The 21,920-nt window shown below is 60.4% G+C and carries 29 protein-coding genes; 16 read left to right on the top strand and 13 right to left on the bottom strand.

Features of this window, described 5'->3' with window-relative positions; all coding sequences use genetic code 11:
• Positions 1 to 302: 302 nt before the first annotated feature.
• The 3 genes from K3172_RS00375 to K3172_RS00365 all read left to right on the top strand — a co-directional run bounded on the left by K3172_RS00375 (position 303) and on the right by K3172_RS00365 (position 2,139).
• Complete coding sequence (locus K3172_RS00375) at positions 303 to 1,337, top strand: alpha/beta fold hydrolase (protein ID WP_221586512.1); 1,035 nt, start codon at positions 303 to 305, stop codon at positions 1,335 to 1,337.
• A gap of 65 nt (positions 1,338 to 1,402) precedes the next feature.
• Complete coding sequence (locus K3172_RS00370; protein WP_221586511.1) at positions 1,403 to 1,672, top strand: PadR family transcriptional regulator; 270 nt, start codon at positions 1,403 to 1,405, stop codon at positions 1,670 to 1,672.
• 2 nt (positions 1,673 to 1,674) lie between these two features.
• Positions 1,675 to 2,139, top strand: a complete 465-nt coding sequence (locus tag K3172_RS00365; protein WP_221586510.1) for a hypothetical protein — start codon at positions 1,675 to 1,677, stop codon at positions 2,137 to 2,139.
• Positions 2,140 to 2,165: 26 nt separating this feature from the next.
• Here the strand turns inward: K3172_RS00365 and K3172_RS15810 are convergent, their stop codons facing one another.
• From K3172_RS15810 to K3172_RS00330, 7 genes are all read right to left on the bottom strand, one after another.
• Positions 2,166 to 2,393, bottom strand: a complete 228-nt coding sequence (locus K3172_RS15810) for a winged helix-turn-helix transcriptional regulator (protein WP_221586509.1) — start codon at positions 2,391 to 2,393, stop codon at positions 2,166 to 2,168.
• A gap of 247 nt (positions 2,394 to 2,640) precedes the next feature.
• The gene (locus K3172_RS00355) at positions 2,641 to 3,171 is read right to left on the bottom strand and encodes a GyrI-like domain-containing protein (RefSeq protein WP_221586508.1); all 531 of its coding nucleotides are present in this window, start codon (positions 3,169 to 3,171) and stop codon (positions 2,641 to 2,643) included.
• Positions 3,172 to 3,252: 81 nt separating this feature from the next.
• Positions 3,253 to 3,642, bottom strand: a complete 390-nt coding sequence (locus K3172_RS15805) for a VOC family protein (RefSeq protein ID WP_425594696.1) — start codon at positions 3,640 to 3,642, stop codon at positions 3,253 to 3,255.
• Positions 3,643 to 3,797: 155 nt separating this feature from the next.
• The gene (locus K3172_RS00345; protein WP_221586506.1) at positions 3,798 to 4,436 is read right to left on the bottom strand and encodes a TetR/AcrR family transcriptional regulator; all 639 of its coding nucleotides are present in this window, start codon (positions 4,434 to 4,436) and stop codon (positions 3,798 to 3,800) included.
• Positions 4,433 to 5,056, bottom strand: a complete 624-nt coding sequence (locus K3172_RS00340; RefSeq protein WP_282098582.1) for a glycoside hydrolase family 3 protein — start codon at positions 5,054 to 5,056, stop codon at positions 4,433 to 4,435. Before K3172_RS00340 ends, K3172_RS00345 begins: the two co-directional genes overlap by 4 nt.
• Positions 5,049 to 5,702, bottom strand: coding sequence for a glutathione S-transferase family protein (locus K3172_RS00335; RefSeq protein ID WP_221586504.1), 654 nt, complete (start codon positions 5,700 to 5,702; stop codon positions 5,049 to 5,051). The genes K3172_RS00340 and K3172_RS00335 overlap by 8 nt, the downstream gene beginning before the upstream one ends.
• Before the next feature lie 38 nt (positions 5,703 to 5,740).
• Positions 5,741 to 5,971: a DUF1272 domain-containing protein gene (locus K3172_RS00330; protein ID WP_221588880.1), complete on the bottom strand. Its 231-nt coding sequence runs from the start codon at positions 5,969 to 5,971 to the stop codon at positions 5,741 to 5,743.
• 233 nt (positions 5,972 to 6,204) lie between these two features.
• Here K3172_RS00330 and K3172_RS00325 point away from each other — a divergent pair, with 233 nt between their 5' ends.
• The 3 genes from K3172_RS00325 to K3172_RS00315 all read left to right on the top strand — a co-directional run bounded on the left by K3172_RS00325 (position 6,205) and on the right by K3172_RS00315 (position 8,840).
• Entirely contained in the window at positions 6,205 to 6,582 is a 378-nt protein-coding gene (locus K3172_RS00325; protein WP_221586503.1) for an OsmC family protein, read from the top strand.
• On the top strand, positions 6,572 to 7,678 hold the full coding sequence (locus tag K3172_RS00320) for a PLP-dependent cysteine synthase family protein (protein WP_221586502.1): 1,107 nt from the start codon (positions 6,572 to 6,574) through the stop codon (positions 7,676 to 7,678). The genes K3172_RS00325 and K3172_RS00320 overlap by 11 nt, the downstream gene beginning before the upstream one ends.
• A 178-nt stretch (positions 7,679 to 7,856) precedes the next feature.
• Positions 7,857 to 8,840, top strand: coding sequence for an MFS transporter (locus K3172_RS00315; protein WP_221586501.1), 984 nt, complete (start codon positions 7,857 to 7,859; stop codon positions 8,838 to 8,840).
• A gap of 31 nt (positions 8,841 to 8,871) precedes the next feature.
• On the opposite strand, the gene K3172_RS15800 is transcribed toward K3172_RS00315, so the two are convergent.
• Together K3172_RS15800 and K3172_RS15795 are read right to left on the bottom strand one after the other, a co-directional pair.
• A complete protein-coding gene (locus K3172_RS15800; RefSeq protein WP_221586500.1) occupies positions 8,872 to 9,618 on the bottom strand; it encodes an ArsR/SmtB family transcription factor in 747 nt (248 codons plus the stop codon).
• Positions 9,619 to 9,823: 205 nt separating this feature from the next.
• Positions 9,824 to 10,528, bottom strand: coding sequence for a winged helix-turn-helix transcriptional regulator (locus tag K3172_RS15795; RefSeq protein ID WP_221586499.1), 705 nt, complete (start codon positions 10,526 to 10,528; stop codon positions 9,824 to 9,826).
• Between the two features lie 135 nt (positions 10,529 to 10,663).
• Between K3172_RS15795 and K3172_RS00300 the strand changes: the two genes are divergently transcribed.
• Entirely contained in the window at positions 10,664 to 11,122 is a 459-nt protein-coding gene (locus tag K3172_RS00300; protein ID WP_221586498.1) for an SRPBCC family protein, read from the top strand.
• A 258-nt stretch (positions 11,123 to 11,380) separates the two neighbouring features.
• Here K3172_RS00300 and K3172_RS00295 read toward each other — a convergent pair whose 3' ends face one another.
• From K3172_RS00295 to K3172_RS00280, 4 genes are all read right to left on the bottom strand, one after another.
• A complete protein-coding gene (locus K3172_RS00295; RefSeq protein WP_247717982.1) occupies positions 11,381 to 12,232 on the bottom strand; it encodes a GNAT family N-acetyltransferase in 852 nt (283 codons plus the stop codon).
• Between the two features lie 65 nt (positions 12,233 to 12,297).
• Positions 12,298 to 12,888: a helix-turn-helix domain-containing protein gene (locus K3172_RS15790; RefSeq protein WP_221586496.1), complete on the bottom strand. Its 591-nt coding sequence runs from the start codon at positions 12,886 to 12,888 to the stop codon at positions 12,298 to 12,300.
• A gap of 210 nt (positions 12,889 to 13,098) precedes the next feature.
• Entirely contained in the window at positions 13,099 to 13,338 is a 240-nt protein-coding gene (locus tag K3172_RS00285; protein ID WP_221586495.1) for a helix-turn-helix transcriptional regulator, read from the bottom strand.
• A complete protein-coding gene (locus tag K3172_RS00280; RefSeq protein ID WP_221586494.1) occupies positions 13,331 to 13,822 on the bottom strand; it encodes a hypothetical protein in 492 nt (163 codons plus the stop codon). Before K3172_RS00280 ends, K3172_RS00285 begins: the two co-directional genes overlap by 8 nt.
• A gap of 367 nt (positions 13,823 to 14,189) precedes the next feature.
• On the opposite strand from K3172_RS00280, the gene K3172_RS00275 reads away from it, so the two are divergent.
• The 9 genes from K3172_RS00275 to K3172_RS00235 are packed head-to-tail and all read left to right on the top strand — an operon-like array spanning position 14,190 to position 21,906.
• A complete protein-coding gene (locus K3172_RS00275; RefSeq protein ID WP_039280257.1) occupies positions 14,190 to 14,522 on the top strand; it encodes a hypothetical protein in 333 nt (110 codons plus the stop codon).
• A 31-nt stretch (positions 14,523 to 14,553) separates the two neighbouring features.
• Entirely contained in the window at positions 14,554 to 14,841 is a 288-nt protein-coding gene (traL, locus tag K3172_RS00270) for a type IV conjugative transfer system protein TraL (protein WP_006834208.1), read from the top strand.
• Positions 14,842 to 14,853: 12 nt separating this feature from the next.
• Positions 14,854 to 15,423, top strand: a complete 570-nt coding sequence (locus K3172_RS00265; RefSeq protein ID WP_221586493.1) for a type IV conjugative transfer system protein TraE — start codon at positions 14,854 to 14,856, stop codon at positions 15,421 to 15,423.
• Positions 15,420 to 16,235 carry a type-F conjugative transfer system secretin TraK gene (locus tag K3172_RS00260; protein ID WP_221586492.1) on the top strand — a complete coding sequence of 272 codons (816 nt, stop codon included), beginning with the start codon at positions 15,420 to 15,422 and terminating at the stop codon, positions 16,233 to 16,235. Before K3172_RS00265 ends, K3172_RS00260 begins: the two co-directional genes overlap by 4 nt.
• A complete protein-coding gene (locus tag K3172_RS00255; protein ID WP_221586491.1) occupies positions 16,235 to 17,551 on the top strand; it encodes a TraB/VirB10 family protein in 1,317 nt (438 codons plus the stop codon). Before K3172_RS00260 ends, K3172_RS00255 begins: the two co-directional genes overlap by 1 nt.
• Positions 17,548 to 18,420: a DsbC family protein gene (locus K3172_RS00250; RefSeq protein WP_221586490.1), complete on the top strand. Its 873-nt coding sequence runs from the start codon at positions 17,548 to 17,550 to the stop codon at positions 18,418 to 18,420. Before K3172_RS00255 ends, K3172_RS00250 begins: the two co-directional genes overlap by 4 nt.
• Positions 18,417 to 18,989: a hypothetical protein gene (locus K3172_RS00245; RefSeq protein ID WP_221586489.1), complete on the top strand. Its 573-nt coding sequence runs from the start codon at positions 18,417 to 18,419 to the stop codon at positions 18,987 to 18,989. The genes K3172_RS00250 and K3172_RS00245 overlap by 4 nt, the downstream gene beginning before the upstream one ends.
• Positions 18,986 to 21,529 (top strand): type IV secretion system protein TraC, encoded by a 2,544-nt coding sequence (traC, locus tag K3172_RS00240; RefSeq protein ID WP_221586488.1) that lies wholly within the window; start codon positions 18,986 to 18,988, stop codon positions 21,527 to 21,529. The genes K3172_RS00245 and traC overlap by 4 nt, the downstream gene beginning before the upstream one ends.
• Positions 21,526 to 21,906: a hypothetical protein gene (locus K3172_RS00235; RefSeq protein WP_221586487.1), complete on the top strand. Its 381-nt coding sequence runs from the start codon at positions 21,526 to 21,528 to the stop codon at positions 21,904 to 21,906. Before traC ends, K3172_RS00235 begins: the two co-directional genes overlap by 4 nt.
• The last annotated feature ends 14 nt before the right edge of the window (positions 21,907 to 21,920 follow it).

Raw genomic sequence — 21,920 nt, 5'->3', positions numbered from 1 at the left:
AATTTGGTGGCCTCCTTGTCCCACGCTGTCAATGTCTTACTGCCACGTTGGGCGGGATCAGAACGCGGCCACTAGTCCCTCGGCGCATAGCGTGTATTGCACTTAACGAATGCCTTCTTCTCGGGCCTCGAATGTTAGATCTTCCTCTTCTATCAACCTAACGTACATCCCCACACGACGAGGAAGCGTCTGTGCTTCCCGTGCAATGATCATGAAGATTCCAAGCGCCGCGCCACCGCTCATTACCGACTGGCGCGTTCTCGGAAAGCAATTGACGAAGCTTCGACTGTGTGTCACACACTGTGTATCGCATCATGGAGGCTTTCGTCATGCGTCTGCAGTTTCCAGCCTTTGCCGCGCTTTGCCTTGCAAGTGCCTGCTTGCCAATGCCCGCTCAGGCTGGGCAACCCAACAATTCATGTGGCTCTGCGGCACTCAGCTATGTCGAGGGTGAAGTGCGACTCGCCTATATTGACCACGGGCAACCTGGCGGCCATCCGGTGCTCTTGGTCGGCGGTACCGACCAACAGATAATTGAATGGCCGGCGCAGCTTATTCTTCAATTGCAGCAGAAGGGCTACCGGCCGATCCGGTATGATCCACGTGATGTGGGCTGCTCGACTCACCTTGAGAAAGCTGGTGCGCCTGACTGGGGGAAGATTTTCGGGGCCCTTATGTCGGGTGCACAACCGCAGGTTCCCTACAGCCTGAATGATTTGGCCGCTGATGCACTACGCATTCTCGACACCCTTTCGATCGACCGTGCTTACATTGTGGCGGCGTCAGGAGGGACAGCAACTGCTGCTGAGCTCTCGTCCAAAAGCCCTGACCGAATAGCTGGGTTAGTTTTGCTGATGCCAGCGTCAGGAGACCCGACGATCCCGATCCCAGCAGACCCGGCAAAGATGGGAACAGTGCCTCCTCCTCCTGCCTCGCAAGCCCCGACAGAAGAGGTAGTCGCCTATCGCGTTGCTCTCGGTCTTGCTCTGGAAGGTGCGGAGTTTCGACGCGCCGAAGAGGAAATTCAACATCAGGCTATTCTCGCTACCGATCGTGACTGGGATCCGGACGGAATTGCACGCAGCGGCGCAGCTATCCTTGCAGCGGGAGACTTGCGAAGACTCTTCAAACAGGTGTCAGCTCCGACAGTCGTTCTTCATGGCCTCGATGATCCTCTCATCTCGCCTGCTCATGGGCAAACGGTCGCAGCGACAGTTCCAGGAGCGCACTTTGAAGGAATAGCAGGACTAGGGCATTCATTTCCCCCAATGCTCGCTAGCAAGGTAGTAGATGCGTTGGAGCGCGTAAGAGCCGCAGGCCAAGAGGCCCGTAAGTGAACATAGCTGACGAAACAGCTGTTCTCGAGGCTCTGCGCCACGAGCTTCGCCGAGGCACACTGGTCATGGCAGTGCTCGCCGCATTCAGGTCGGAGCGCTTCGGAGCAGAGGGTCTCGAGACGCTCAGGAGTGCCGGAACCGAAATCGAGCCTGGCGCCCTCTATCCGATGCTGAGGCGATTAGAAAGCCAGCGTCTGCTGTCGAGTGACCGCCGACTGGATGATGGCCGCTTGAAACGATTCTACACAACGACGGCTCGAGGTGTCGAAGTGCTCGGTGCGCTGAAAACCGAACAGGACCTGCTCGCCCGCAGCCTTATCCAACTGATGAGATGACTATGGAAAATCGCAAGAAATACCTCGCGAAGGTGATGTTCTGGCTGCCTTCACGTTGCAAGAAGGACATTTATCTCGCTCTCGAGGCGGACATCGATGAGCATCTCGCAGCCGAAGAGGATCGCGTAGGTCATGAGCTCACACCCCAAGAGGAGGAATTGGCTCTCCGCGCATTTGGTGTACCACCTGTGGTAGCCACGCGGTACAGTATGGAACTCCCGTTGATCAGCTCCGGCTTGATGACTGTCTATCGCCGTGTTCTGTTTATAGCGTTGGCTGGCGTAATCCTCGCGCAGATTGTGTTGATCATTCCCGACTTTATCGATGCGGAAGCAGGTAAGCATGGGCGATTGATCGTCGAGACTGGACGACGCGCAACATGGGGTTTCTTGTTGGCGTTCACATCAGTCACGCTCGTTTTTTCTGCGCTGACGAGGATCTACTCGCAATGGGGGAAGATCAGATAATTACGGATGGAACCGGTAGCCTCGCTTCACGCAAATCGAAGTGAGCGTATCACCCAGGAGGCAATGACTTCGATAACTCCCAAAAGGTCAGGACCGTGGACAGTCAGTTGATAAACATGCGGTCCGCCCGCTGGAAGCAATTGACGTCGTACAAGCATACCTCCCTCTCCCAGTTGGTTGAGAGGCTCGGCGATTGTTTTTAGAATGATGCCAGTCACGTCAACCTTGAGGTTTCTGGACAGCTTCGGTTCCAAGATCGGCGCTCGGACAATCTGCAGTGTCGCAAGGCTTGCCGGTCAATCTGACCGCGTGAGCCGCCAAGAAGATATGACTTGGGCTCTATAAGGTACCATTGCACGATATCGGTGGCAGGACGACTATCGTGTCGCCAACCCCCGAGCACTGACGCTGAGCGGGACAAGCTCACGCCAGCGCGAAATGGTCTTCTGCTTTCATAGCTGAAATCTAGCTTTGTTTGAGTGGGCTTGATCCGATCTGAGATCATTTCGGATCAACGCGCGCTGAGGGCTTGGTGTCGTTAAAGCAAGTTCCCTCCACGAGAATTCCCGCCTTCACAAGCGTTACACTGCCCTCGATGGTGGGTTCGCTGTATAACTCGAACCTCCCGTCGAAGACGTCTCCATCCTCTGATCGCCTAACGCGCATCGCTGCTCCGGTACTACCAATCCAGTCGATAAGCCGCGCATTGGCCGCAACTCCATCGCTCGCGTCCACATATTTCAATGTACCGTAGCAACCCGCAGGCAAGGTTCCGAAGATGCCGTTCTCGTCCAGATTGATAGGTTCCTCGACGCAAAAACCCACATCAATCTTAATGCGACTTGGCATATCGATAGTTAGATAGCGTACAAGAAGTCCGCCGCGGGATTCTCTTCCTGTCGACCTCAGCAGTTCGGCAGCTGCATCGGCAGCGCGGGAGATCACGGCTGGAAGTTGATCCATCGACACAACCCTTCGCACCCCAATATAGCGCTTTTCGCCGAGCGCCTCCCAAGCTGGCTCGAATTTCATTCGCATAGTCCCTCTTGTTTCGATTGCCTGCGGATCGCTGTCGCTCTCCAAGCAACAGTGTTTCCCAGTTGAAGTGGTGGGTTAGCCGGGCCCCAATACACAAAAACCGTTCCCGAAAGGATCGCTGCAAAAGGCAACTGACCTTGGAGCCTGGGTTCGATAAACTGACTCAACTGCTCCACCCGCGCGTTTGATCGACTTGAGGCATGACTCGAAATCTTCGAGGTGAATGTCCAAGTGAACGGGTGTCCAATGCCGGTCATATCGCCGTAGGTCAGTGCTGGACGCTGAGCTGTGCGAGCCCTGCGCCTTCTCATGCAGACAAATGCTAAGGTTGCCAGCGTCAAGAACCGCCATAATTGGTAATGGTCGTGAAGTTTCGAGAAAACCGAAGACCAGCTTGTAGAACAAAATGCCGGCCTCGAGATCGGGCACATCGATGCTAAGGTTGACCGCAGAGATGCGGGGCATTTTGAGTGATCCTTTCTGTTCGTCGCTGGGGCTTGGCCTGAATACTGCCCGGGATGGTCCGTCGCGTAGCGCCCCCAAAGTCGGGTGGGAGGCACCCCAACGGGCTTCGGGATTGACGATAGTATCGGCCGTCTCGATGGCGCACTCTTCCTGGGTCATTGGATTGCGTTCGCAGGACTGCGACCGAACAACATTTCGATGTAGCATGCGAGGTGATCGAGGCTGGCGCGCGCGATCTCTGGATCGTCGGCAGCCTTGGCGAGGACGAAGGCGCCCTGCAGCACCGCTTGAATATGGGCAGCAACCCCCGCTGGTGACATGTTGGACGAAATCCTGTGCGCGGCCATCGCGGCTTCAATATCTGGCTCAAGCGTCTCAGCATGTGCGAAGATACTGGCGGCGCAGGACTCCCTTATGGCGGGGTGAGAGCCGTAGACCTCCTGAGCGAGAGCGCCAGCAAGGCAGCTGAACTCGGCCGGGTCGCCCTCTATAATCCTCTTCCTGTACGCAATGTACTCGAGCAAGCGGTCTAATGGATCATGACAAGCATGATAGGATGCATCGGCAAACAATTCCGATGTCGTTTCCGACCAATGAATAACAGCAGCGACACCAAGAGCTTCCTTGTTCTCGAAATGATGGAAGAACGCACCTTTGGTGACACCTGCTTTCCTGCAAATATTATCAACCGTCGTCGCACAGAAGCCCTGCGCGCGAATGAGGTCCCGCGCGGCTTCCAATAAGCGTGTACGCGCGTCGTTGCGCGAGAGATCACAAGAATGAAAGTTCGTCATAACCCGTCGTACCGACTAGTTGGTATGCTCGTCAAGCTGTTCGTGGGTGCACCCGGTTCTTCAGCGTGCGGACCGTCTGCATAGCGCAGTCCGTAGCCGAACGGGAAAAGCATGGGGCCGCCGTGCTTCGCCGTAGCAGGCCATCCGGTCGGGAGCAGACCCTGGAAGTCGTGCGCGAACACACCATTCCTGCCTGCAAAAAGCATGTCGGCGACGCCGCCACCTTCCGAACCGGGCAACCATGCGGTGACGAAGGCGTCGGCAGTGTTGAGCGCTTCGTTCACATAGAGCGGGCGACCGGTGATCATCACCGCGATGACTGGAATGCCCTGCTCCTTAAGCCGTCGCATGGTGGCGATCGGGCTGCGCAATTCGGGGCGCAATTGAAGCGTGGTGATGTCCCCCTGGAATTCCGCATAGGGCGTTTCGCCGAAAACCACGATCGCGGCATCGGGCCGTTGCATGAACGTCCCGTCCTCCGAAAGCTGGGCGCTGCCACCGGTGGCCCTGGCGGCCTGTTGGATCCCCGACCAGAGCGAGGTGGCCATGCGCATGGTTGTAAAGCTGGAGAACCAAGAATTCAGGGTACAGAGATCGGCGGAGGCAGATCCTCTATTCAAGTGAAGTGAGCTGCGACTCCAAAGCTTTTACGAACGCAGGCCTTGCTGTGCATCGCGCCAGGTAGTGGACCAGGTTTGGATGGCGCTCGAATGTCGACTGGTCGCTGATGTCTCTCAGCACACAAGCCATTAACAAATCAGCACCGCTGAACTCGTCCACCAGATAGTCCCGCCCCCCTAACGCATCGGACAGATCGTCAAGCCTTTTCGAAAGCTGCTCTACTGCAGCTGTGCGGCGCAATTTCGCCCACTCTTCGTCCGCATGGAACAGGTCGATATCCGCAAGACTGGAAACGAAAGGTTCGATGCTAGCGATGGCAGCGAACATCCAGCTGACCACGCGAGCCGCATCAACTGGATTGGAAGGCATCAGTTGCGAGGACTGGTTTGCGATATGCAGTACGATAGCGCCGCTTTCGAACAGGGCAACCTGCCCCTCTCGATACACGGGAACCTGACCAAAGGGCTGCTCCTTGCGATACTCCGTTCCCTTAACGAAATCATCCGTTACTAAACGCTCCTCATAGGGCCGACCGACCTCTTCGCAGGCCCATCGAACCCGCAGGTCCTTGACGAAACCGCGGGCAAAGTCCGGCACCCAGCGGAAACCCGTAATGACTGGTCTGCTGTTTCTATCAATTGACATGATAGCTCCCCATAAATTCTTTCGATCGCCGGGTTGCGCTAATCGTTCATAGAAAGATGCGGGTCATGTCCCGTGACGCTGACCGGCGGCTTGGCAACCTTTCGTGATGGTCGGACTTGGAGTTCCCCGCGACAGTTCGGGCAGGTTCCGTCGAGTTCGCGGGCGCATTGTACGCAGAAAGTGCATTCGTAAGAGCATATCCATGCCGCTTTCGATTCTGGCGGGAGGGGGGTTTGGCACACCTGGCAATCCGGCTTCAGGGAAAGCATACTGATTTCACGCATCCTAGGCTTCGGTTGCGGGCCAACATAGAGTCTGATTTTAACCCACGTTTCGGCCTCCACCGAAACATCTGACGTGAGCATCGGATATCTGCCCTCTACGTCCTAGAGGGAAGACAATGGCTACACATACAGCTTCGGTAAGATGGCATCTGGAGAGTGGAACTGACTTTCTGGCGGCGAGATATAGCCGAGCGCACCAATGGTTGTTCGACGGGGGAATGGCCATACGCGCATCATCTTCCCCCCAGATCGTTCCGGTCCCCATGTCGGACGAAGAGGCGGTGGACCCAGAAGAGGCCTTCATTGCGGCCATAGCTTCGTGCCACATGCTGTTTTTCCTGTCGCTTGCAAGCGCGGCGCATTTAGCGGTCACGTCTTATTGCGATAACGCCACCGGCGTCCTGAAGCGCTCCGGACGGTCCATGGCATTTGAGACGATCCAGTTATCTCCTAAAATAACCGTGCCCCGGGCGTCCACGATCAGCCGTGATCTTCTCGAAACCCTTCATCACAGGGCGCATGATCAGTGCTTCCTCGCCAACTCGGTAAGTTTCCCCATTCAATGCCAACCCGATTTTTCATTTGATGCCGAATGAGCCCGCCGCGATGGACGATTGGAGGGCTAGTGCACTGCGCAAGCTAACAGATGAAAGCAATTGCAAGCCCACTCCGCTTATCAAACTGGTTGATGAAGGGACTTTAGCGCACATTTGGCTCAAGGACGAAAGTGCCACTCCCTCGGGATCGATCAAACATCGGCTGGCTAGGAGATTGTTCTGGCGAGCAGTCGTCGACGGGCGGATCGGTTCCGACACGAGCCTTTACGATGCTTCTTCCGGATCGATGGCTCTTTCCGAAGCATGGTTTGCAAGAATGCTGGACCTGCGGCTTGAGATAGTCGTGCCCGCGACAATCTCACGGGAGAAGAAATGCTTGCTGGAACGGGCTGGAATCCGTCTGCATATCGCGGCCGATCTGGAGGGCGCGCGAAGGAAGGCTTCATGGCTGGCCGAACGCCATTGCGGCTTCTTCATTGATCAGTTCGTCAATGCAGCGGATGCATACGGGCACGATGTGCCTTGCGCTGTCTTTTCGGAAATCCATGATCAGTTAGAGCGATCACCAGACTGGATTATAGCGGGCTGCGGAACCGGAGGAACCATCTCCTCGCTCGCGCGCGCAGTAGTGCTTACAGATAGCCCCACCAGGATCTGCCTGGCAGATCCTGACGGCTCCCTGTTCCATTGGTTGGCACGAAGAAACGAAGGCGCTTATCGGCCGGGCCAATGGCTAATCGATGGGGTGGGATCGTGTGAGCCAAGGCCTGGGTTTCGCCCATCGCTGCCGTCCCATTCGATAGCGGTCTCCGACGAAGCGGCTGTGGGCGCCTCGTGGGCGCTCTCCGAGCATCTGGGGCGACCGTTTGGCAGCTCTGCTGGAATGAACCTTTGGGCAGCCGCTCTTCTCTGTTCCTTTCACGAAGAGCCCTGCGTTGCGGGCCCGATCGTGACCCTCAATCCTGATGATGGCGCACGCTACACGACGACATCGCTGTCGACCGAATGGTGCGAGACAAACGGCTTGGAGATCGCGGAATTCAACCGGGCCACTGTCGAATTTCTTAGGACGGGGCGACTTCCGGACGACTTTCGCGATTACGATCGGATATCCCGTCATGCAATCGCCGGGTAATCGGTCAAGTAAACGTACCGAGGTGATGCTCCTGGCTGTAAGCGGGATGTGTCTTAGACCGTATTTCAGCAGCTTTGCAGCGGTTTCCCCCACACTGACCAACACCCACGTCCTGTCAGGCCATCAGGTCGCAATTCTAATAGTACTACCAATAGCTGCCATGGGTCTGGGCGGCCTTGTGGCGCTGTTCGTAACCGGATCGAACGCGCGGCTTTTGGGCTTCCTTACGGCAGTGCTCGCGCTGGCCTCCCTTGCACGCGGATTCTCCTCACCATTGGGCCTGTGCGCTGCAGGTGTCATTGCAGGACTATCCATCGGAATGGCGAACGTACTCGTCCCGAGCTACGTGCGCTCATACGGAGCTCGCGAGAAAGCCTTGCTCATGGGCGTTTATACGAGTGCGCTCTGCGCGGGGGCAGCGATCGGGGCCCAGGTGACGCCCATGATCCTTGTAAAGGGTGAGTCGTGGAACACTGCGCTGGGTTTCAGCGCCGTTTTTCCAGGAGTTGCCGCTTTCCTGTGGTTCGCCACGAGGTCGAACAAACCGATAATGCTCACGGTCCGCAAAGCGAACGACATGCCCCACTGGAGGACCTTCGGTCCGCTGGCCTGCTTTACCGGTCTTCAGGGTATTCTTGCTTACCTGGTTTTTTCGGACCTTCACCCCGCCCTGGAATTGCGAGGGCTCGGTGTGCGGACGGCTGGCAGCCACTCCGCGATCAGCATGCTGTGCCAGATACCCGGCGCGCTCCTTATCCCTGTAATTGCGGTCCGGGCCACCGACGTCGGAAAGCCTTCTGCAGTTACCGCGGTTATTGCCGGCACAACTTTGCTTGCGGTACCCTACGTGCCTCAATCGCAGCTGCTATCTCTGCTGATAGTGCAGGGCCTGGCCCAAGGTGGCCTAATCGGCCTAGCTTTACTGCTCATTGCTCTTGCCGTGCGCGACGAACACTGCCCTGCAATAACTTCGTCATTAGCCCAGGGTCTCGGATACACGCTAACTGCTCTGGGCATTGCGCTGGTGCTTTTTCTTCGCGGAACCCCGTTCGGCGAACACTGGGAACAACCATTCATCGGTGTGGTTGTCGCCGGCCTCGTAGTTTCCGGTTGGAAAGCCGCCCCACAATCCAGCAAAAGCAGGTGTGCCACCGCAGTTTGAGATTTTCGACTCTTTGCCTGGCTTTGATGGCTTAGTGCACTCCCTTGCCAGCGTCCATCAGACGGGCTGGAGAGATAGCAAATTCCGTCTCGAGAACGCGAGCGCCGCGGGGCGTAAGGCGCAGCGCTCGCGAGCCTGGAACGCTCATAACCCACCTCGATTTGAGGGCGAATTTATAAAGCTCCGCTCCGAAGCGCCCTCCGATATGCGGGCGCCTTTCGCTCCAATCGAGACAAGAGCGGCAGCTATAGTCGGCGCAACTAAGCTGCGCGCTTGGCCCTATAGAAGGAAACGACCAGCCAAGGCCGCGCAGAAATTCGATACCCGCCGACGAGAGATGGCCGGTTTCCTCTGTTAGTGTCAAAAAGTTCTGCCTTACCATCGCCTCGGCCATCGCCACGGCTACCCCACCGGCCAGATGATCATAGCAAGTGCGCAAAAAGCGCATTTCTGCGTCTCTGGGACCCGTCCGGACAGGGCGGCAAGAAGTAGATGCCATCTCATCGGCGCCGATCACCATCATGCTCTCGAGCAGGCGCGCTATCTCAGGTGTGCGAAGCCTGTGATATCGATGACGTCCCTGCTGGACGCAGGCAACAAGGCCAAGGCCGGTGAGGATGGAAAGGTGGTCACTGCCTGTCGATGGTGCGACGCCCGCAGCCCTGGACAGTTCGCCTGCTGTAAGAGCGCGACCATCCATAAGTGCGTAAAGCATGGCTGCGCGGGATGGCTCTCCGATGGCCGTGCCGATACGCGCAATCGTTGCTACAGTCACCATGGAATTCTTGTCCTTCCCGGGCAGGACACCTGGCAAACCCGATGCCTGTTGAATACACTCTGATTTCGATACCCCTCGGCATGAGTGGGCCGAGCCTGCCCCGGTGAGCTTATTCGCTGCGGGTGCGTATCATGTGATGCGCGGCTCACAGTCATAGCCCCGCGCCGGATTGACGTCGGCGAGGACGAGCGCCCGCCCCGACAGGTCATTCAGCAATTCTCGCTGACGCGCTAAATGACTTGGAAATCTGGGGCATCTCGAATGCGGAAGCAAATTCGCGAAAGCAGGCTATGCTCCCCTCGATTGGACTATCCGAAACGTCAGCTGCGCTCGGGAGTCCCTTCGAGTGATGCACGAGAAAAGCCGCTGTGTTTGGATCTGTTCTCACCGTGACATCTGCAGCCCGTTCTTCGGCCCGCGTGACCGAAATCTCCTTGCGCAAAAGTTCGCAACGATAGCATTCCTCACCGAAGATGAAATTCACGGCGATCGCGCGCCCCGGCGCTCTGGCGCTCACGAAAAGGGTGCGAAGAGAGAGCATAAACGAGACAGGGGATAAAGGGGCAGACGGGTCGTAATCAGGATGTCTCACCGACCACCTTCCCAGTTCCTGGAGGATGGGTTCGGCCGCAAGGCCCCATTCAGTGAGTTCATAGATCCAGCTTGCCGCGGGCGGGGGGAGCCGGCGTCGCTGGAACATCCCGACATCGAGCCCTCGCCTCAGCTTCTGGGTCAGGACATTCGCACTAATGCCCCCCAATCCTGCCCGCAAGTCGCTGAATCTCCGGGGGCCCAACATCAATTCTCGCGCCACAAGAAGCGTCCATCGATCGCCGACAAGCGACAGTCCGTAGGCCGCCCCGCAGGAATCGTCATAGGACCTGAGTGCGGGAGCGCCATCGCTCTTCATTATGTTACTTGACTCCATAGTTACAAAATATAACCACACTCCTGCCCTTATGCAAAGACCCAGTCCTACGGTGGCTGGAACCTGGGCATTCGAGCCAATCCTACTGGATTGGAAAATGCGAAGTGAGGATCGCGCATGCCGGAAATTATTTACGATACGATCGAGGTAACAGTTCAACTGCACGGTCGGCTGCAGGATGTCTTCGGCGCGTTTGCCGATCCGGCCAAGCGCTCCCGCTGGGCAGCCCCGAGTGACACGGCAGCCTATTTGATTGAAACGGCCGACTTCCGTGAGGGGGGGCTCGACATCGTGCGCTGTGGTCCGGTTTCTGACCCGGTCTTCACGGTGGCTACTCGTTATCACCGCATAGTCAGCGATGAGCTTATAGCGGCGACGGAGGAAATCCGTTGTCTAGGCAACCTGCTTGCTCTCAGTCAGAATTCGATCGTGTTCAATGATCGCGCTAGCGGCCAGGTAGAGTGCGCTCTGACCGCGCAAGTGATGTCATTCGCGGGCAAGAACATGGCTGAGGATATTAAGTCGGGACATGAGGGCTCATTCGAGAAGTTGGCAGCTTACCTCCAATCCATGTGAACGTTGCGGATTTAGCTTAATCGCTTGCTCTGGTTGGACAAATCTTCGGTGCCTCACTTCCTCCTCGGGATGCGGTTTCGCCAAACCAAAATTGACGACTTGATCGACGATCAAGTGAGCCTGCCCGCATGAGAATCGTGCGAGTGGCGACCGCTTGCAGAGCTTCCGCATGAATCACCAATCAAGGTCAAAGCCCGGCTATCGAACCATGACCTGCAAAAGGCGTCACAGCTGGCGCAATGGCTTTTGACAGAGCACTCAGTCGAACTCATCGAACTGGGGCAAATCGTCGGTGATTTCGTGCCATGGTGCCTTCGAGGCAACGAAAATATGTTTCGACGGTCGAATCGACGGCGCTTGGTCTAAGGTACCCATGGCCACGTGGGCAATTCGGCCGTCGTGAACGAGAGAATAGATTAACGATCCACAGTTTCGACAGTGCAGATCCTGAGCGGCCTTATCTCCATAGCGGAAAATCGACTCCTCCCCCGAGCGTACACGAAGTTTGTATGACGCAATTCCAGCAAGCGACTTAAACGCTGCTCCTGTAGCCCGACGGCAGTCCGAGCAGTGGCAATTCAGGCTATACTCAAAGGCGTCAGCTACCTCGTATCGTACGGCCCCGCACAAGCATCTCCCTGTAAGACGGTCATCTACGATTTGGGCAGAATGGGGGCTTTCGGTAGACAGCCCTTTGTTTTGGTCCAACGAAGTCGGCCCGTCAGACATGTCCAAGTGCAAGAACTGATTAAAATCCGACGCCCGATAGCCGCCGAATGGCGCGCCGTTGCTGAACCCGAACGAACGGTATAGCGCGAGGGCCGGCTCAAAGGAAGCCCCGGACCCGGTTTCCAAGCTCAGCCGCCAAATACCTTGCTCCTTCGCCACTTCGATAATGTGCTTTAACAGCGCGCGGGCTACGCCTTTCCGCAAATGCTCAGGACTGGTACGCATAGATTTAATCTCGCCCTCGGCCCCAGGAAGGACTTTCAACGCTGCAATCCCGAGAAGATCTCCTTCATCCCAAGCCGCCCAAAAGCTGATCTCCGGCTGCTCGAGGCCTGCTAAATCGAGTGCGTAAACGCTGCCTTCCGGCGAGTTTTGCCGCATACCGTTCAGATGCAGGAGTAAGAGCCTCTGTACCTGCGGATCGCGTAGGTCCCCGGCAGAAATCCTCACGTGGGCACCCGTAGCGCAACGAGGTATTGCGCGGCCTGCTCTGCATTTGTTTCAAACACCGTAGGGCCGTTCAAAAAGAAGCGGAGACAATCCCGCTCCCCTACCGCGTATGTCTCGCCCTGGCATTCGATCCTGAGCTTCCCCTTAAGGACCAAGATATGCTGCTCCAGGCCATGCCTGGAAGGATGCGGATACTCTATCCTCTGTGCTGCCGGCAATTCGCCGTAAACTAGCTCAATCTGGAACCCAGGCTGCGGGGGAGATACGGAAGTTCTCCGGTACCTTGTAGCGGGATCCTCCCAACAAAAGGCCTCGGCCCACTTGACGATCGACGGACCGATTTTCTCGACATTGAGTAACAATTGCGAGGTCGTTAAACCATAGGCTGCGCACAGCCTACCCAGAACCTGCGCAGTCGGACTCGTTGTTCCGCGCTCGATCCGAGACAGGGTGGCTCGGCTCACACCAGACCTCTTCGCCACCTCTTCAAGCGATAGGTTGTGATCATGCCGCAAGGTTTCCAAGTGGCGCGCTAATTCGAGGTTCTCCCAACAAACACCTCTCTCACTTCCGATCAAATTTCCCATATTCGAGAAATGCTCGATTTCTGCACGCGTGTCAATCAATTCCAAATTACCCCCCGCTAGACGGGCTGTTGAGAACCGAGGAGGTTGCCTGGAATCAACAATAATAGCTCTGAAAACGGAATGGAGCGGCAGTAAGCAAACTACGTGAAATTGCTTGCGATTCCGCTACCTTCTATACCTCAGCGGGGGAGGAAAAGCTCTGCTCATAATTTAACTCAAGTTGATCCGACGAGGCTCGCTGAGGCGGGCTGATATCCAGTCCTCAACTTCGTCCTCAGACCATGCAACCGCGTATCCGCCCAATTGTACGGGCTTCGGGAATTTGCCTTCGCTCATCCAGCGATAGATCGTCGAACGGCCAAGCGCGACGCGGTGCTGCACTTCGGGCAAGCGAATAAGACGAGTGACCCGACGGGCTTCGGTCGTTCCCTTGTCGATCTCCTCACCCACGATGGCCTCCTTCGAGGCCGGCAAAGGCATCGCCGAGCAGCGCATCCTTTCGTTCAAGCTCATCGATGTGGTCGGAGAGCAGGCGCGCAACCCGGTGCGCGGTGCCTTTGGCCCAACGCGGCTTCACATCGTGAACCTGGTTGCCCAGGACACGCTCTAGTGCTGAAGGCAGCTCGCCGGAAAAGTCCTCGAAGAATTGCGCGAGGTCCGATTGCAGCCACGCAATCGCGTGATCGCCGCTGCTGACGAGGAAGAGGAGCAAATGTGCGTGTGGCGCGACGCCGCTCGCGGAAAGAATGCGCAAGGCTTCTCCAAGGCTGGCCGAGCGCTCGCCGGCAAGGACGCGGCGCAAAGCGTCCTTATGGATCTGCGCGTCGCGCGCGATGTCGCAGCGGGCACGGCCGCTGGTTTCGACAGCTGCCAAAAGCAGCCGGGCGAGGTCGGCGCGAACCTGTTGTTCGGCAAAGAGCGCCATGTTGGTCATCGACGAATCCTTTTCCCAAGATGTGATCGACTCACCGGCTAACCGCGAAGGAAGCCTGTAGGAAAACGAAAAGAACATCTAGAGAACATAGAGGAAGGGACGAATCAGCTTCCTTCGATGATTCGCGCGAATTCCGTCCGCACCAGCGCAGATCGCGGCTCGCATCGCTCAGAAGCCGGCACAGTCGGCGCTGCTCCGCGATCAGCCTGCGCGAATCCCGGCCAGCGCACCTCCCGATGTCGCTTTTTGCTTGGTCGGCAGTCCCAAAATCCAGTTCCCGATTTCCTACAGCCCGGCTCCGGGGAGAGGAAAGAACATACAGCGAACGCATCGCTGGCTGATGTTCAATCCCTCGGAGTTTCCATCCATGACCACCAAGACTGCCCTTCCGGTCCAGCAGCGCACGCTCAACCGCGTTCGTGGCCGCGACTACATTCTTCCCGCCTGCGTGGCGCTGGCCTGCGCCGGTGCCGCCTTTGCCGGCGCCGACACCACCTTCGATCCCGCGCTGACCAAGTTCACCGACTTTCTCGAAGGCTCGGGCGGCAAGATCATCACCGTGCTCAGCCTCGCGGGCGGTCTGATCGGTCTCGCATCAGGGCGCTTTTCACTCGGCCAGGTCGCAGTCCCGGTCGGCGTCGGGATCGGTGTCGGCACCGGCGTGCCGATCGTCACCTCGGTCGTGACCGCGGTCATCTGATCAGCGGATCGGGTCACGACAGGAGGGCGGCATGGCCGACAGGTACCTTGTTCCACGGCGGCTCGACGATCCGGAGCTCATCGGCTTCTGGACCATCGACGAGTTTGCAGGGATTCTCATTCCCTTCGCCTGGGGCATCCTCTCGCAGCATATCTTCATCGGTATCGGCCTGGCCGCCGGGGCCTGGCTTGCCTTGCGGAAGGCGAAGGCACGCGGCGCCGGTTCGGCACTGGTGCATGCTGCGTACTGGTACCTGCCCGGGAGCTTTCTCGGGTTGAAGGCCACGCCGCCCTCCCACTGCCGCCTGTTGGCGGGCTGAGGGAGGCGACCCATGCGAGCAGAATTCGCGCACGAACAGGCGCAGACCTACCTGCGGCAACGCAACCGCTTTGCGGTGCTGGCAGGTGCTTTGGGACTAACCACGCTGGTCAGCCTCGGCGCCGCGGTCACCCGCGACGAGCAGGTGGTGCTGGTGCCGATCACCGCCGAGCGGATCACCGTCTCGAGCGGCGGGATCGACGCGCCCTATCTCGAGCTCGTTACCCGCGACACGGCACTGATGCTCCTCAACCGGGCACCCGAAAGCCTCGACTACTGGATGGCGAACATCCTGAAGCTCGCCGATCCCACCGCGCACGGCCGCCTCAAGGCCGAGCTCGTCAGAATCGTCGAGGAACAGCGCGGCTCGGACATCAGCCAGGCCTTCGTGATCGCGGAAATGCATGTCGACCCCAAGGCCCTGACCTCGACCGTCACCGGCACGCTCAAGACCTTTGTCGGCGCGCAGGTGATCGCGAGCCAGCGCCGCTCCTTCCGTTTCCGCTGGTCGAAGCGTGGCCTCAGCCTCGCGCTCGCCGGCTTCGAACAACTTCCCACCGACAAGGAGGAACCCGGCCAATGAGCCTTCTCCCATCTCCCTTCGCTGCTGCGCTTGCCGGAACCGGCCTTGCCTGTTTCGCGATCGGCGCGGCACGGCGCCCCGATCCCGGGCTCAGGCTGACCGGCCTCGCCGTACTCGCCTTCGCGCTCGCGCCGGTCCCGGCGCATGCCGACCAGTTCGTCGAAGCGGCCGACAATGCGACCATCGACTGCGAACTCGCGCGCGGCGAACTCACCCGGATTGCGCTAATCGATGACGGCTTTGCCAATGTCTCGAAGATCGCGAGCGGCTTTCCCTACAACGACTTCCAGGTGACGCACGAGCCAGTGCGCGGAGACATCTATATCTCCGTGCCCCCGCAATTTGCCGCTGCCCGGGTCAGCTTCTTTGCGACCAGCAAGGCGGGCTACGTCTACAAGTTCGCCTGCCGCCTCGGCGGCGAGGAAGCGGCCCAGCTCTTCATCACCAATCCCGCGCTCGCTAAAGCCGCGGCTACCGAATGGGAGACCGAGACCGGGCCGGAGGACGCTGCGATCCGCCTGATCGAGGCGATGGCGAGCGATGCCGTCCTGCCCGGGTTCACTGCCCGCGCTGAACTCTCCGCTCCGCGCCGTACCGGCGGGATCGAGGTCCAGCTGGTCGCCGAATACCAGGGCGATGAACTTACCGGACAGCGCTTTCTTGTACGCAATCTCGGCCAGGAGAGCCTTGCACTTGGCTCCGAGCGAGAGGGTCCCGCAGGCGCGCTCGCCTTCGCCTATGGCCGCGATGCACTCGCTCCCGGTGAAGCGACCAGTGCCTTCCTTGTCTTTGCCAAGGGAGGGCTCGACTGATGGCCGAGGCAACACAGAAGGACGCCGAAAAGAGGCCTCTGCCGGGCTCGCCCGAAGCGCGCGAAAGCGGACGGCGCAACCTCAACTCGCAGATCGCGCAGCGCCAGAAGATGCTGCTCGCCGGGATCGGGGCCATCGCCCTCATCGGCGGCGGGATGTTCATCTTCGGCGGCGATGGCGACGAGGGCGGCGCCGATGCCAATGGTGCGACGACAATCGACACCGGCGGCCTCGTCAATCGCAACCTCTCGCAGCGCGAGTTCGTCGCGAGCTACGGTAACCGGCTCGATGCACAGGGCCGCGCGATCAAGGATCTGCAGCAGGCCCAGCTGCCGCGCCCCGAAATCGAGCAGGAGCTCGAAGCCCTGCGCAGCGAGAACGCGCAGATGCGCTCCGACGGCCAGGCGGCGATCGACGCGATCTCAGCCGAGAACGCCAATCTACGGTCACAGCTTAGCGACGCTGCGAAAGCGCCTGCAACCGCACCGCCCCTGCCGCCGCCACCGGCCTATGGTCCCGGCGTCGGCACCGGCGGGGCTGTCCAGCCACCGCAAGGAGCACCGGAAACGCAGGGCGGACAGCTCAGCCTGATGAGTTTCAGCGCTGAGCCGGGCAAGGACGGCAAGCCGCGCGTGGCAGAGACTGCGCCCGCCCTGCTGCTCGAAGCGAGCCGCGATTACCTGCCGCCTAACAGCTACGCACCGGCAACGGTCATCGTGGGTGTCGACGCCTCGACCGGCGTTGCCAGCCAGAGCGATCCGCTTCCCGTGGTGCTCCGGATCACCGGTCCGGCCCGCTCGGTCATGCGCGGCAACAAACTGCTCACCACCGATATCACCGGCTGCCTCGTCAATGGCGCGGCGCGCGGCGATCTCTCGGCCGAGAAGGTCTACGTCAAGCTGGTGCGCATGACCTGCGCGCAGCCCGGCGGCCGCTTCGCGGTGAGCGAGGTCAAGGGGTTCATTTCCTTTGCCGGAAAGTCGGGTGTGCGTGGCCGCGTGGTCAGCCGCGAAGGCAGCCTTGTCAGCCAGGCACTGCTCGCCGGGATTGTCGGCGGATTCGGCCGCGGATTCTCAGCCAACGCCAACGGTATCTTCACGCAGCCTGTCGGCGCCAACGGTCAGCGCGAGGCGCTGTCGCCGACCGACATCCTCGCCGGTGGCTTTGGCCAGGGTGCCGGCGAAGCCGCCGACACCGTCAGCCGATACCTCATCGAACGCGCCGAACAATACCAACCCGTCGTCGAGATGCCGACCGGCATCGAGGTCGAGATCGTCTTTCTCGACGGCGTCCACGTCAGGAGCCCCTCCAAATGAACTACAATGACCGCCGGCCGGGCCTGAAGGCCCGCGCCGCCCACCTTGCCCTTGCCCTCTCGAGCGCCGCCGCCGTGCTGACGCTCGGCGTCTCTGCCGTCACCGCTATGCCTGCGAGAGCCGCGGGCATGGCGAGTGATGTCGCGCAGGCACTGAAACTGCGGCTGCCCAAGACCCCGATCGATGCGATCAGCTGCGACACGCTGGGCCCCTGGTGCGAAGTCGTCTCGGGCGACACGCTGTTCTACATCGACGAGACCGCCCGCTACCTGTTCGTGGGCCGTCTCTACGACATGGAAGAGCGGCGCGACGTGACCGCCGCCCGCCTGCTCGAACTCAATCCCGACCTGCTCGCGGCCGGGGCGGCGCGTGTGGCCAGCGATGCTCCCGCAGGTCGCGACGAAGCGCCGATCCAGGCGGCCGCCAGCCATGTCGACCTCTCGTCGCTTCCGGATGCGGGCGCGATCCACTGGGGCAGCCCCAAGGGCGAACGCCTGATCGTCTTCTCGGACTTCCAGTGCGGGTACTGCCAGCGCCTGGCGGGCGAACTCGCCAAGGCCAAGGTTCATGTTGAAGAGCGACCGATCTCGATCTTCGGCGCGGCAAGCCGCAAGATTTCCGAGGCGGTACTGTGCGCCAAGGATCCGGCAAAGGCACTCCATGCAGCCTACGACGGGCAGGCTCCGGCGACCGGCAAGACCTGCAAGGACGCCAAGGCGCTCGATGCCAACGAAGCCTTCGCGAAGGCCAACGGGTTTGCCGGAACCCCGGTCATCGTGCGTGCCCGTGATGGGGCGGTGCTTCATGGCTACCGCGACGCCGCAGCGATCCGCCGCTTCGTGGCCGAAGGCAGGGGAGAGGCGCAATGAGCCAGCTTCCGATCCTTCGCGCCGCGGTGCTCGCTGCGCCGCTCATCCTGGCCAGCGGCTGCGCCAGCCTTGGCGGCAACGTCAAAGGCAGCTTTGCCTGCCGCGCTCCCGAAGGAACCTGCGCGCCGACTTCCGCGATCGATGCCGGGGCGACCGGCATTGAAAAGGCTGACACGTCTGACGCGCATCGGACGGTGACCCCGACCGGCGAAGCGGTTCGCCGCCTGCAGGTGGTGCTGACGCCCTACCGTGACGCGGCGGGCCGCGACCATGAGGCGCGCGTCGTTCACCTGACGCTGCCCGAACAGGCAGGGACAGGCTGGCGCGCCCCACAGGGCCGCCGCGAAGTCCTGCACTCGCTGGCATCGACCATTGCCGCGACGCGCGAAGGCAACACCGCACCTGAATTCCAACCGACAGACACATTGCCGGAACAGCTGTTCATCCCCTCGCAGCCCGTTCCGGCGATGCCCGGCGCTGACGCGCCGGAACCCGGGGGACCTGGCTCGTTTTCCCCTCCCCGCGAGCCGGTCCCCCACCCTGACATGACCGAAGGAGAGAGCCGGTGACGCTATCCCTTGCTGCCGCGCGCGACGCACTCTCGCGGGGCCTGTTTGCCGACACGGCTCGGCCTGAGAAGCCCCAGGCGCATTTCGGGCTCGATATGCTCTCGGACTGGCTGCCCTACCGGGTCTATGACGAGGGGGCGAAGCTCTACCGCAACGCCCGCTCCAAAGGCTTCGTGCTCGAAGTCACCCCGCTGATCGGGGCCGACGAACGGACCGGCGAGATCCTCGGTCAGTTCTTCTCCGAAGGCCTGCCGCAGGGCGCCTGCCTCCAGGTCCTGAACTTCGCATCTCCGCGGATCGGCAGCGTGGTCGGCCCCTGGTTCGCTCCGCGCTACGAGCAGGGCGGAATCTACGAGGCCATCGCCAGGGCGCGCACCAGGCGCCTTTACGATCTCGTCTGGAATTCGGGCTCAGCGTATGCGCCCTTCCATGCCCGCAACGTCCGACTGATTGTCTCGCTCGGCGTGCCGGTGCCCGGCAGCGTAACCGACGCAGAACTCTCCGAATGCCGCGAAGGGCTGATGGGCTTGCTCCATTCGCTCGGCCTCTTCGCGCAAGAGCTGCGTCCGGGCGGGCTTCTGGCGCTGATCGACGAGCTCACCTCGCCGACTACCGCGCACGAGACCGACATCCATGCGTGGAACCCGCACGATACGCTCGATGTCCAGGCCATCCGCCGCGACATCGAGCTCGAAGTCGAAGACGATCGCTTGGTCCTCAGGACCGAGCGCTTTCGCGAGACCGGCCGCGACGAGGAAGGCAATCCCGAAGTCGGCGAATGCTATCCCGACCATTTCGACGTGCGCCACTATGCCGTGCGCTCTACCCCTGAGCGCTGGGCGCCCTGGGAATGCGCGCGGCTCATCGGCGACATGTTTACCGACAAACTGCGCTTCCCCTGTCCAACGGCGACCATGCTGTGCCTGGTCTACCCCGACCAGGAAGCCGCTTCGGCGCGCGCTGGCTTCAAGTTCATGCGTACGACCAGCCTCAGCCAGACCAAGAGCGCGCGCTTTCTTCCCAAGCTCGCCGAACAGTCGGCCGAATGGCGCCACGTCCAGGCCGAACTCCAGGCCGGCAAGAAGCTCGTGAAGCTGTTCTACGGGCTGACCAGCATCTCGCCGCTCGGCCAGGGCGACGCGCACGAACGCATCATCAAGGCGATCTACAAGGCAGCGGGCTGGGATCTTGCCGACGAGCGCTTCCTCCAGCTGCAGGGCCTCGTCGCTGCCTTTCCCTTGAGCCTCGCCGACGGCCTCGCCGACGACATGGCGCGGCTAAAGCGCCTCAAGACCATGCTCTCGACGACGGCGGCGCATATCGCGCCGATGCAGGGAGAATATCTCGGCGGCGTAATCCCGCACCTCCTGCTCGTCGGTCGGCGCGGCCAGCCCTTCTGGTGGTCGCCGTTCGAAAACACTGCCGGCAATCACAATATCGCGATCTGCGGCAAGTCGGGCTCGGGCAAGTCGGTGCTGCTGCAGGAACTCTGCGCCGCCCTGCGCGGCGCAGGCGCCAAGGTCGTGGTGATCGACGACGGGCGCAGCTTCGAGCATTCGGTCAAACTGCAGGGCGGACGCTTCGTCGAGTTCAAGCTCGCCTCGGGCTTTTCCCTGAACCCCTTCTCGATGGTCGACGATGCCCGTGCGCACGAAGACGAGGATTACCGCCTCGACTGCTTTGCCATGATCAAGGCGATTGTCGGCCAGATGGCCCGTCCCGGCACCGCGCCAAGCGACACCGAGCGCGGGCTCATCGACCGGGCCGTGACTGCGACCTGGGAGGCACTCGGCAGCGGCGCGTCGATCGACGATGTCGCCCAAGTGCTTCATGGATCGGAAAGCGAGGCGGGCCGCGATCTTGCCACCGCAATCGCGCCCTTCTGCCGCGGCGGCAGCTACGGCGGGTTCTTTGCAGGCAAGGCGAGCTTCGCGCTCGACGATGATTTTACCGTCTTCGAGATGAGCGATCTCGCGTCCCGCGAGGAACTTCGCAGCGTCGTCCTTTCGGCGATCATGTTCATGACCAGCCAGGCGATGACGCGCTCTTCGCGAGCGACCAAGAAGCTGCTGCTGATCGACGAGGCCTGGGCCATGCTCAAGGGCGGGTCGATGGGCGAGTTCGTCGAGACCTATGCCCGCACTGCGCGCAAATATGGCGGCGCGCTCGCCACCGCGACCCAGTCCCTCAATGACTATTACAAGTCCGATGGCGCGCGCGCTGCCCTGGAAAACAGCGACTGGATGCTGGTGCTTCAGCAGAAGGCCGAGACGATCGCCGATTTCAGGGCGAATGCGCGGCTCGACATGGACGACCGCACCGAGACGCTGATCCGCAGCCTCAAGCGATCGGGGACCGAGTACAGCGAGGTCTTCATCAAGGGCCCCGAGACCGAAGCGGTCGGCCGGCTCGTGCTCGATCCCTTCTCGGCGACGATCTACTCCTCCGATCCCGACACCTATGCCGCGATCCAGGACTGCGAGCGGCGCGGACACAGCCTCGCCGATGCCATCCGCATCGTGGCGGGAGGCGGACAATGATGGTCTCGCATCTCGCCGACCGGACCCCTCCGGCCAATCTCCGCAGCCTGCTGCCATTCCTGCAAGGGAGCTGCTTCGTCCTCATCGAGACCGCGCGCTTTGCCGCGACCTCGCTCCTGATCGTGCTGGGATTGCCGCTTGCGCTCTTCCTGTTCGTGGCGGGCTGGGACCTCGGTGGCCTCTTCACCCAGCTCGCCAATCTGTCGGACCGCTACCTCGAAGCCGACGGCCTGCGCCGCAGCCTGTTCAGCCAGGACCTCAAGGGCTGCTTCCTTGTCCTCGCGGGCGCTGTGACGCTGTTTCGCATGCCCCGCTTCCTGAAGCGGCTCGCGGCCGATCTCGACAACCATCCGGCCCGGGAGGCAAACCGTGACTGACACGCGCAGATTAC

Origin of the sequence: Qipengyuania proteolytica, from assembly GCF_019711565.1 — a bacterium.
In the GTDB taxonomy this organism is placed as follows: domain Bacteria; phylum Pseudomonadota; class Alphaproteobacteria; order Sphingomonadales; family Sphingomonadaceae; genus Qipengyuania; species Qipengyuania proteolytica.
Note: the sequence above shows the minus strand (reverse complement) of the source record. Positions and strands in the feature narration are given on the sequence as shown.

Excerpts from the sequence above, each read along its gene's own strand:
- K3172_RS00370 (WP_221586511.1), top strand. The coding sequence starts at position 1,403 with ATGGCAGTGCTCGCCGCATTCAGGTCGGAGCGCTTCGGAGCAGAGGGT.
- K3172_RS00365 (WP_221586510.1), top strand. The coding sequence starts at position 1,675 with ATGGAAAATCGCAAGAAATACCTCGCGAAGGTGATGTTCTGGCTGCCT.
- K3172_RS00355 (WP_221586508.1), bottom strand. The coding sequence starts at position 3,171 with ATGAAATTCGAGCCAGCTTGGGAGGCGCTCGGCGAAAAGCGCTATATT.
- K3172_RS15805 (WP_425594696.1), bottom strand. The coding sequence starts at position 3,642 with ATGCCCCGCATCTCTGCGGTCAACCTTAGCATCGATGTGCCCGATCTC.
- K3172_RS00345 (WP_221586506.1), bottom strand. The coding sequence starts at position 4,436 with ATGACGAACTTTCATTCTTGTGATCTCTCGCGCAACGACGCGCGTACA.
- K3172_RS00335 (WP_221586504.1), bottom strand. The coding sequence starts at position 5,702 with ATGTCAATTGATAGAAACAGCAGACCAGTCATTACGGGTTTCCGCTGG.
- K3172_RS00330 (WP_221588880.1), bottom strand. The coding sequence starts at position 5,971 with ATGCTTTCCCTGAAGCCGGATTGCCAGGTGTGCCAAACCCCCCTCCCG.
- K3172_RS00325 (WP_221586503.1), top strand. The coding sequence starts at position 6,205 with ATGGCCATACGCGCATCATCTTCCCCCCAGATCGTTCCGGTCCCCATG.
- K3172_RS00320 (WP_221586502.1), top strand. The coding sequence starts at position 6,572 with ATGCCGAATGAGCCCGCCGCGATGGACGATTGGAGGGCTAGTGCACTG.
- K3172_RS15800 (WP_221586500.1), bottom strand. The coding sequence starts at position 9,618 with ATGGTGACTGTAGCAACGATTGCGCGTATCGGCACGGCCATCGGAGAG.
- K3172_RS15795 (WP_221586499.1), bottom strand. The coding sequence starts at position 10,528 with ATGAAGAGCGATGGCGCTCCCGCACTCAGGTCCTATGACGATTCCTGC.
- K3172_RS00300 (WP_221586498.1), top strand. The coding sequence starts at position 10,664 with ATGCCGGAAATTATTTACGATACGATCGAGGTAACAGTTCAACTGCAC.
- K3172_RS00295 (WP_247717982.1), bottom strand. The coding sequence starts at position 12,232 with ATGCGGCAAAACTCGCCGGAAGGCAGCGTTTACGCACTCGATTTAGCA.
- K3172_RS15790 (WP_221586496.1), bottom strand. The coding sequence starts at position 12,888 with ATGGGAAATTTGATCGGAAGTGAGAGAGGTGTTTGTTGGGAGAACCTC.
- K3172_RS00280 (WP_221586494.1), bottom strand. The coding sequence starts at position 13,822 with ATGACCAACATGGCGCTCTTTGCCGAACAACAGGTTCGCGCCGACCTC.
- K3172_RS00275 (WP_039280257.1), top strand. The coding sequence starts at position 14,190 with ATGACCACCAAGACTGCCCTTCCGGTCCAGCAGCGCACGCTCAACCGC.
- traL (WP_006834208.1), top strand. The coding sequence starts at position 14,554 with ATGGCCGACAGGTACCTTGTTCCACGGCGGCTCGACGATCCGGAGCTC.
- K3172_RS00265 (WP_221586493.1), top strand. The coding sequence starts at position 14,854 with ATGCGAGCAGAATTCGCGCACGAACAGGCGCAGACCTACCTGCGGCAA.
- K3172_RS00260 (WP_221586492.1), top strand. The coding sequence starts at position 15,420 with ATGAGCCTTCTCCCATCTCCCTTCGCTGCTGCGCTTGCCGGAACCGGC.
- K3172_RS00255 (WP_221586491.1), top strand. The coding sequence starts at position 16,235 with ATGGCCGAGGCAACACAGAAGGACGCCGAAAAGAGGCCTCTGCCGGGC.
- K3172_RS00250 (WP_221586490.1), top strand. The coding sequence starts at position 17,548 with ATGAACTACAATGACCGCCGGCCGGGCCTGAAGGCCCGCGCCGCCCAC.
- K3172_RS00245 (WP_221586489.1), top strand. The coding sequence starts at position 18,417 with ATGAGCCAGCTTCCGATCCTTCGCGCCGCGGTGCTCGCTGCGCCGCTC.
- K3172_RS00235 (WP_221586487.1), top strand. The coding sequence starts at position 21,526 with ATGATGGTCTCGCATCTCGCCGACCGGACCCCTCCGGCCAATCTCCGC.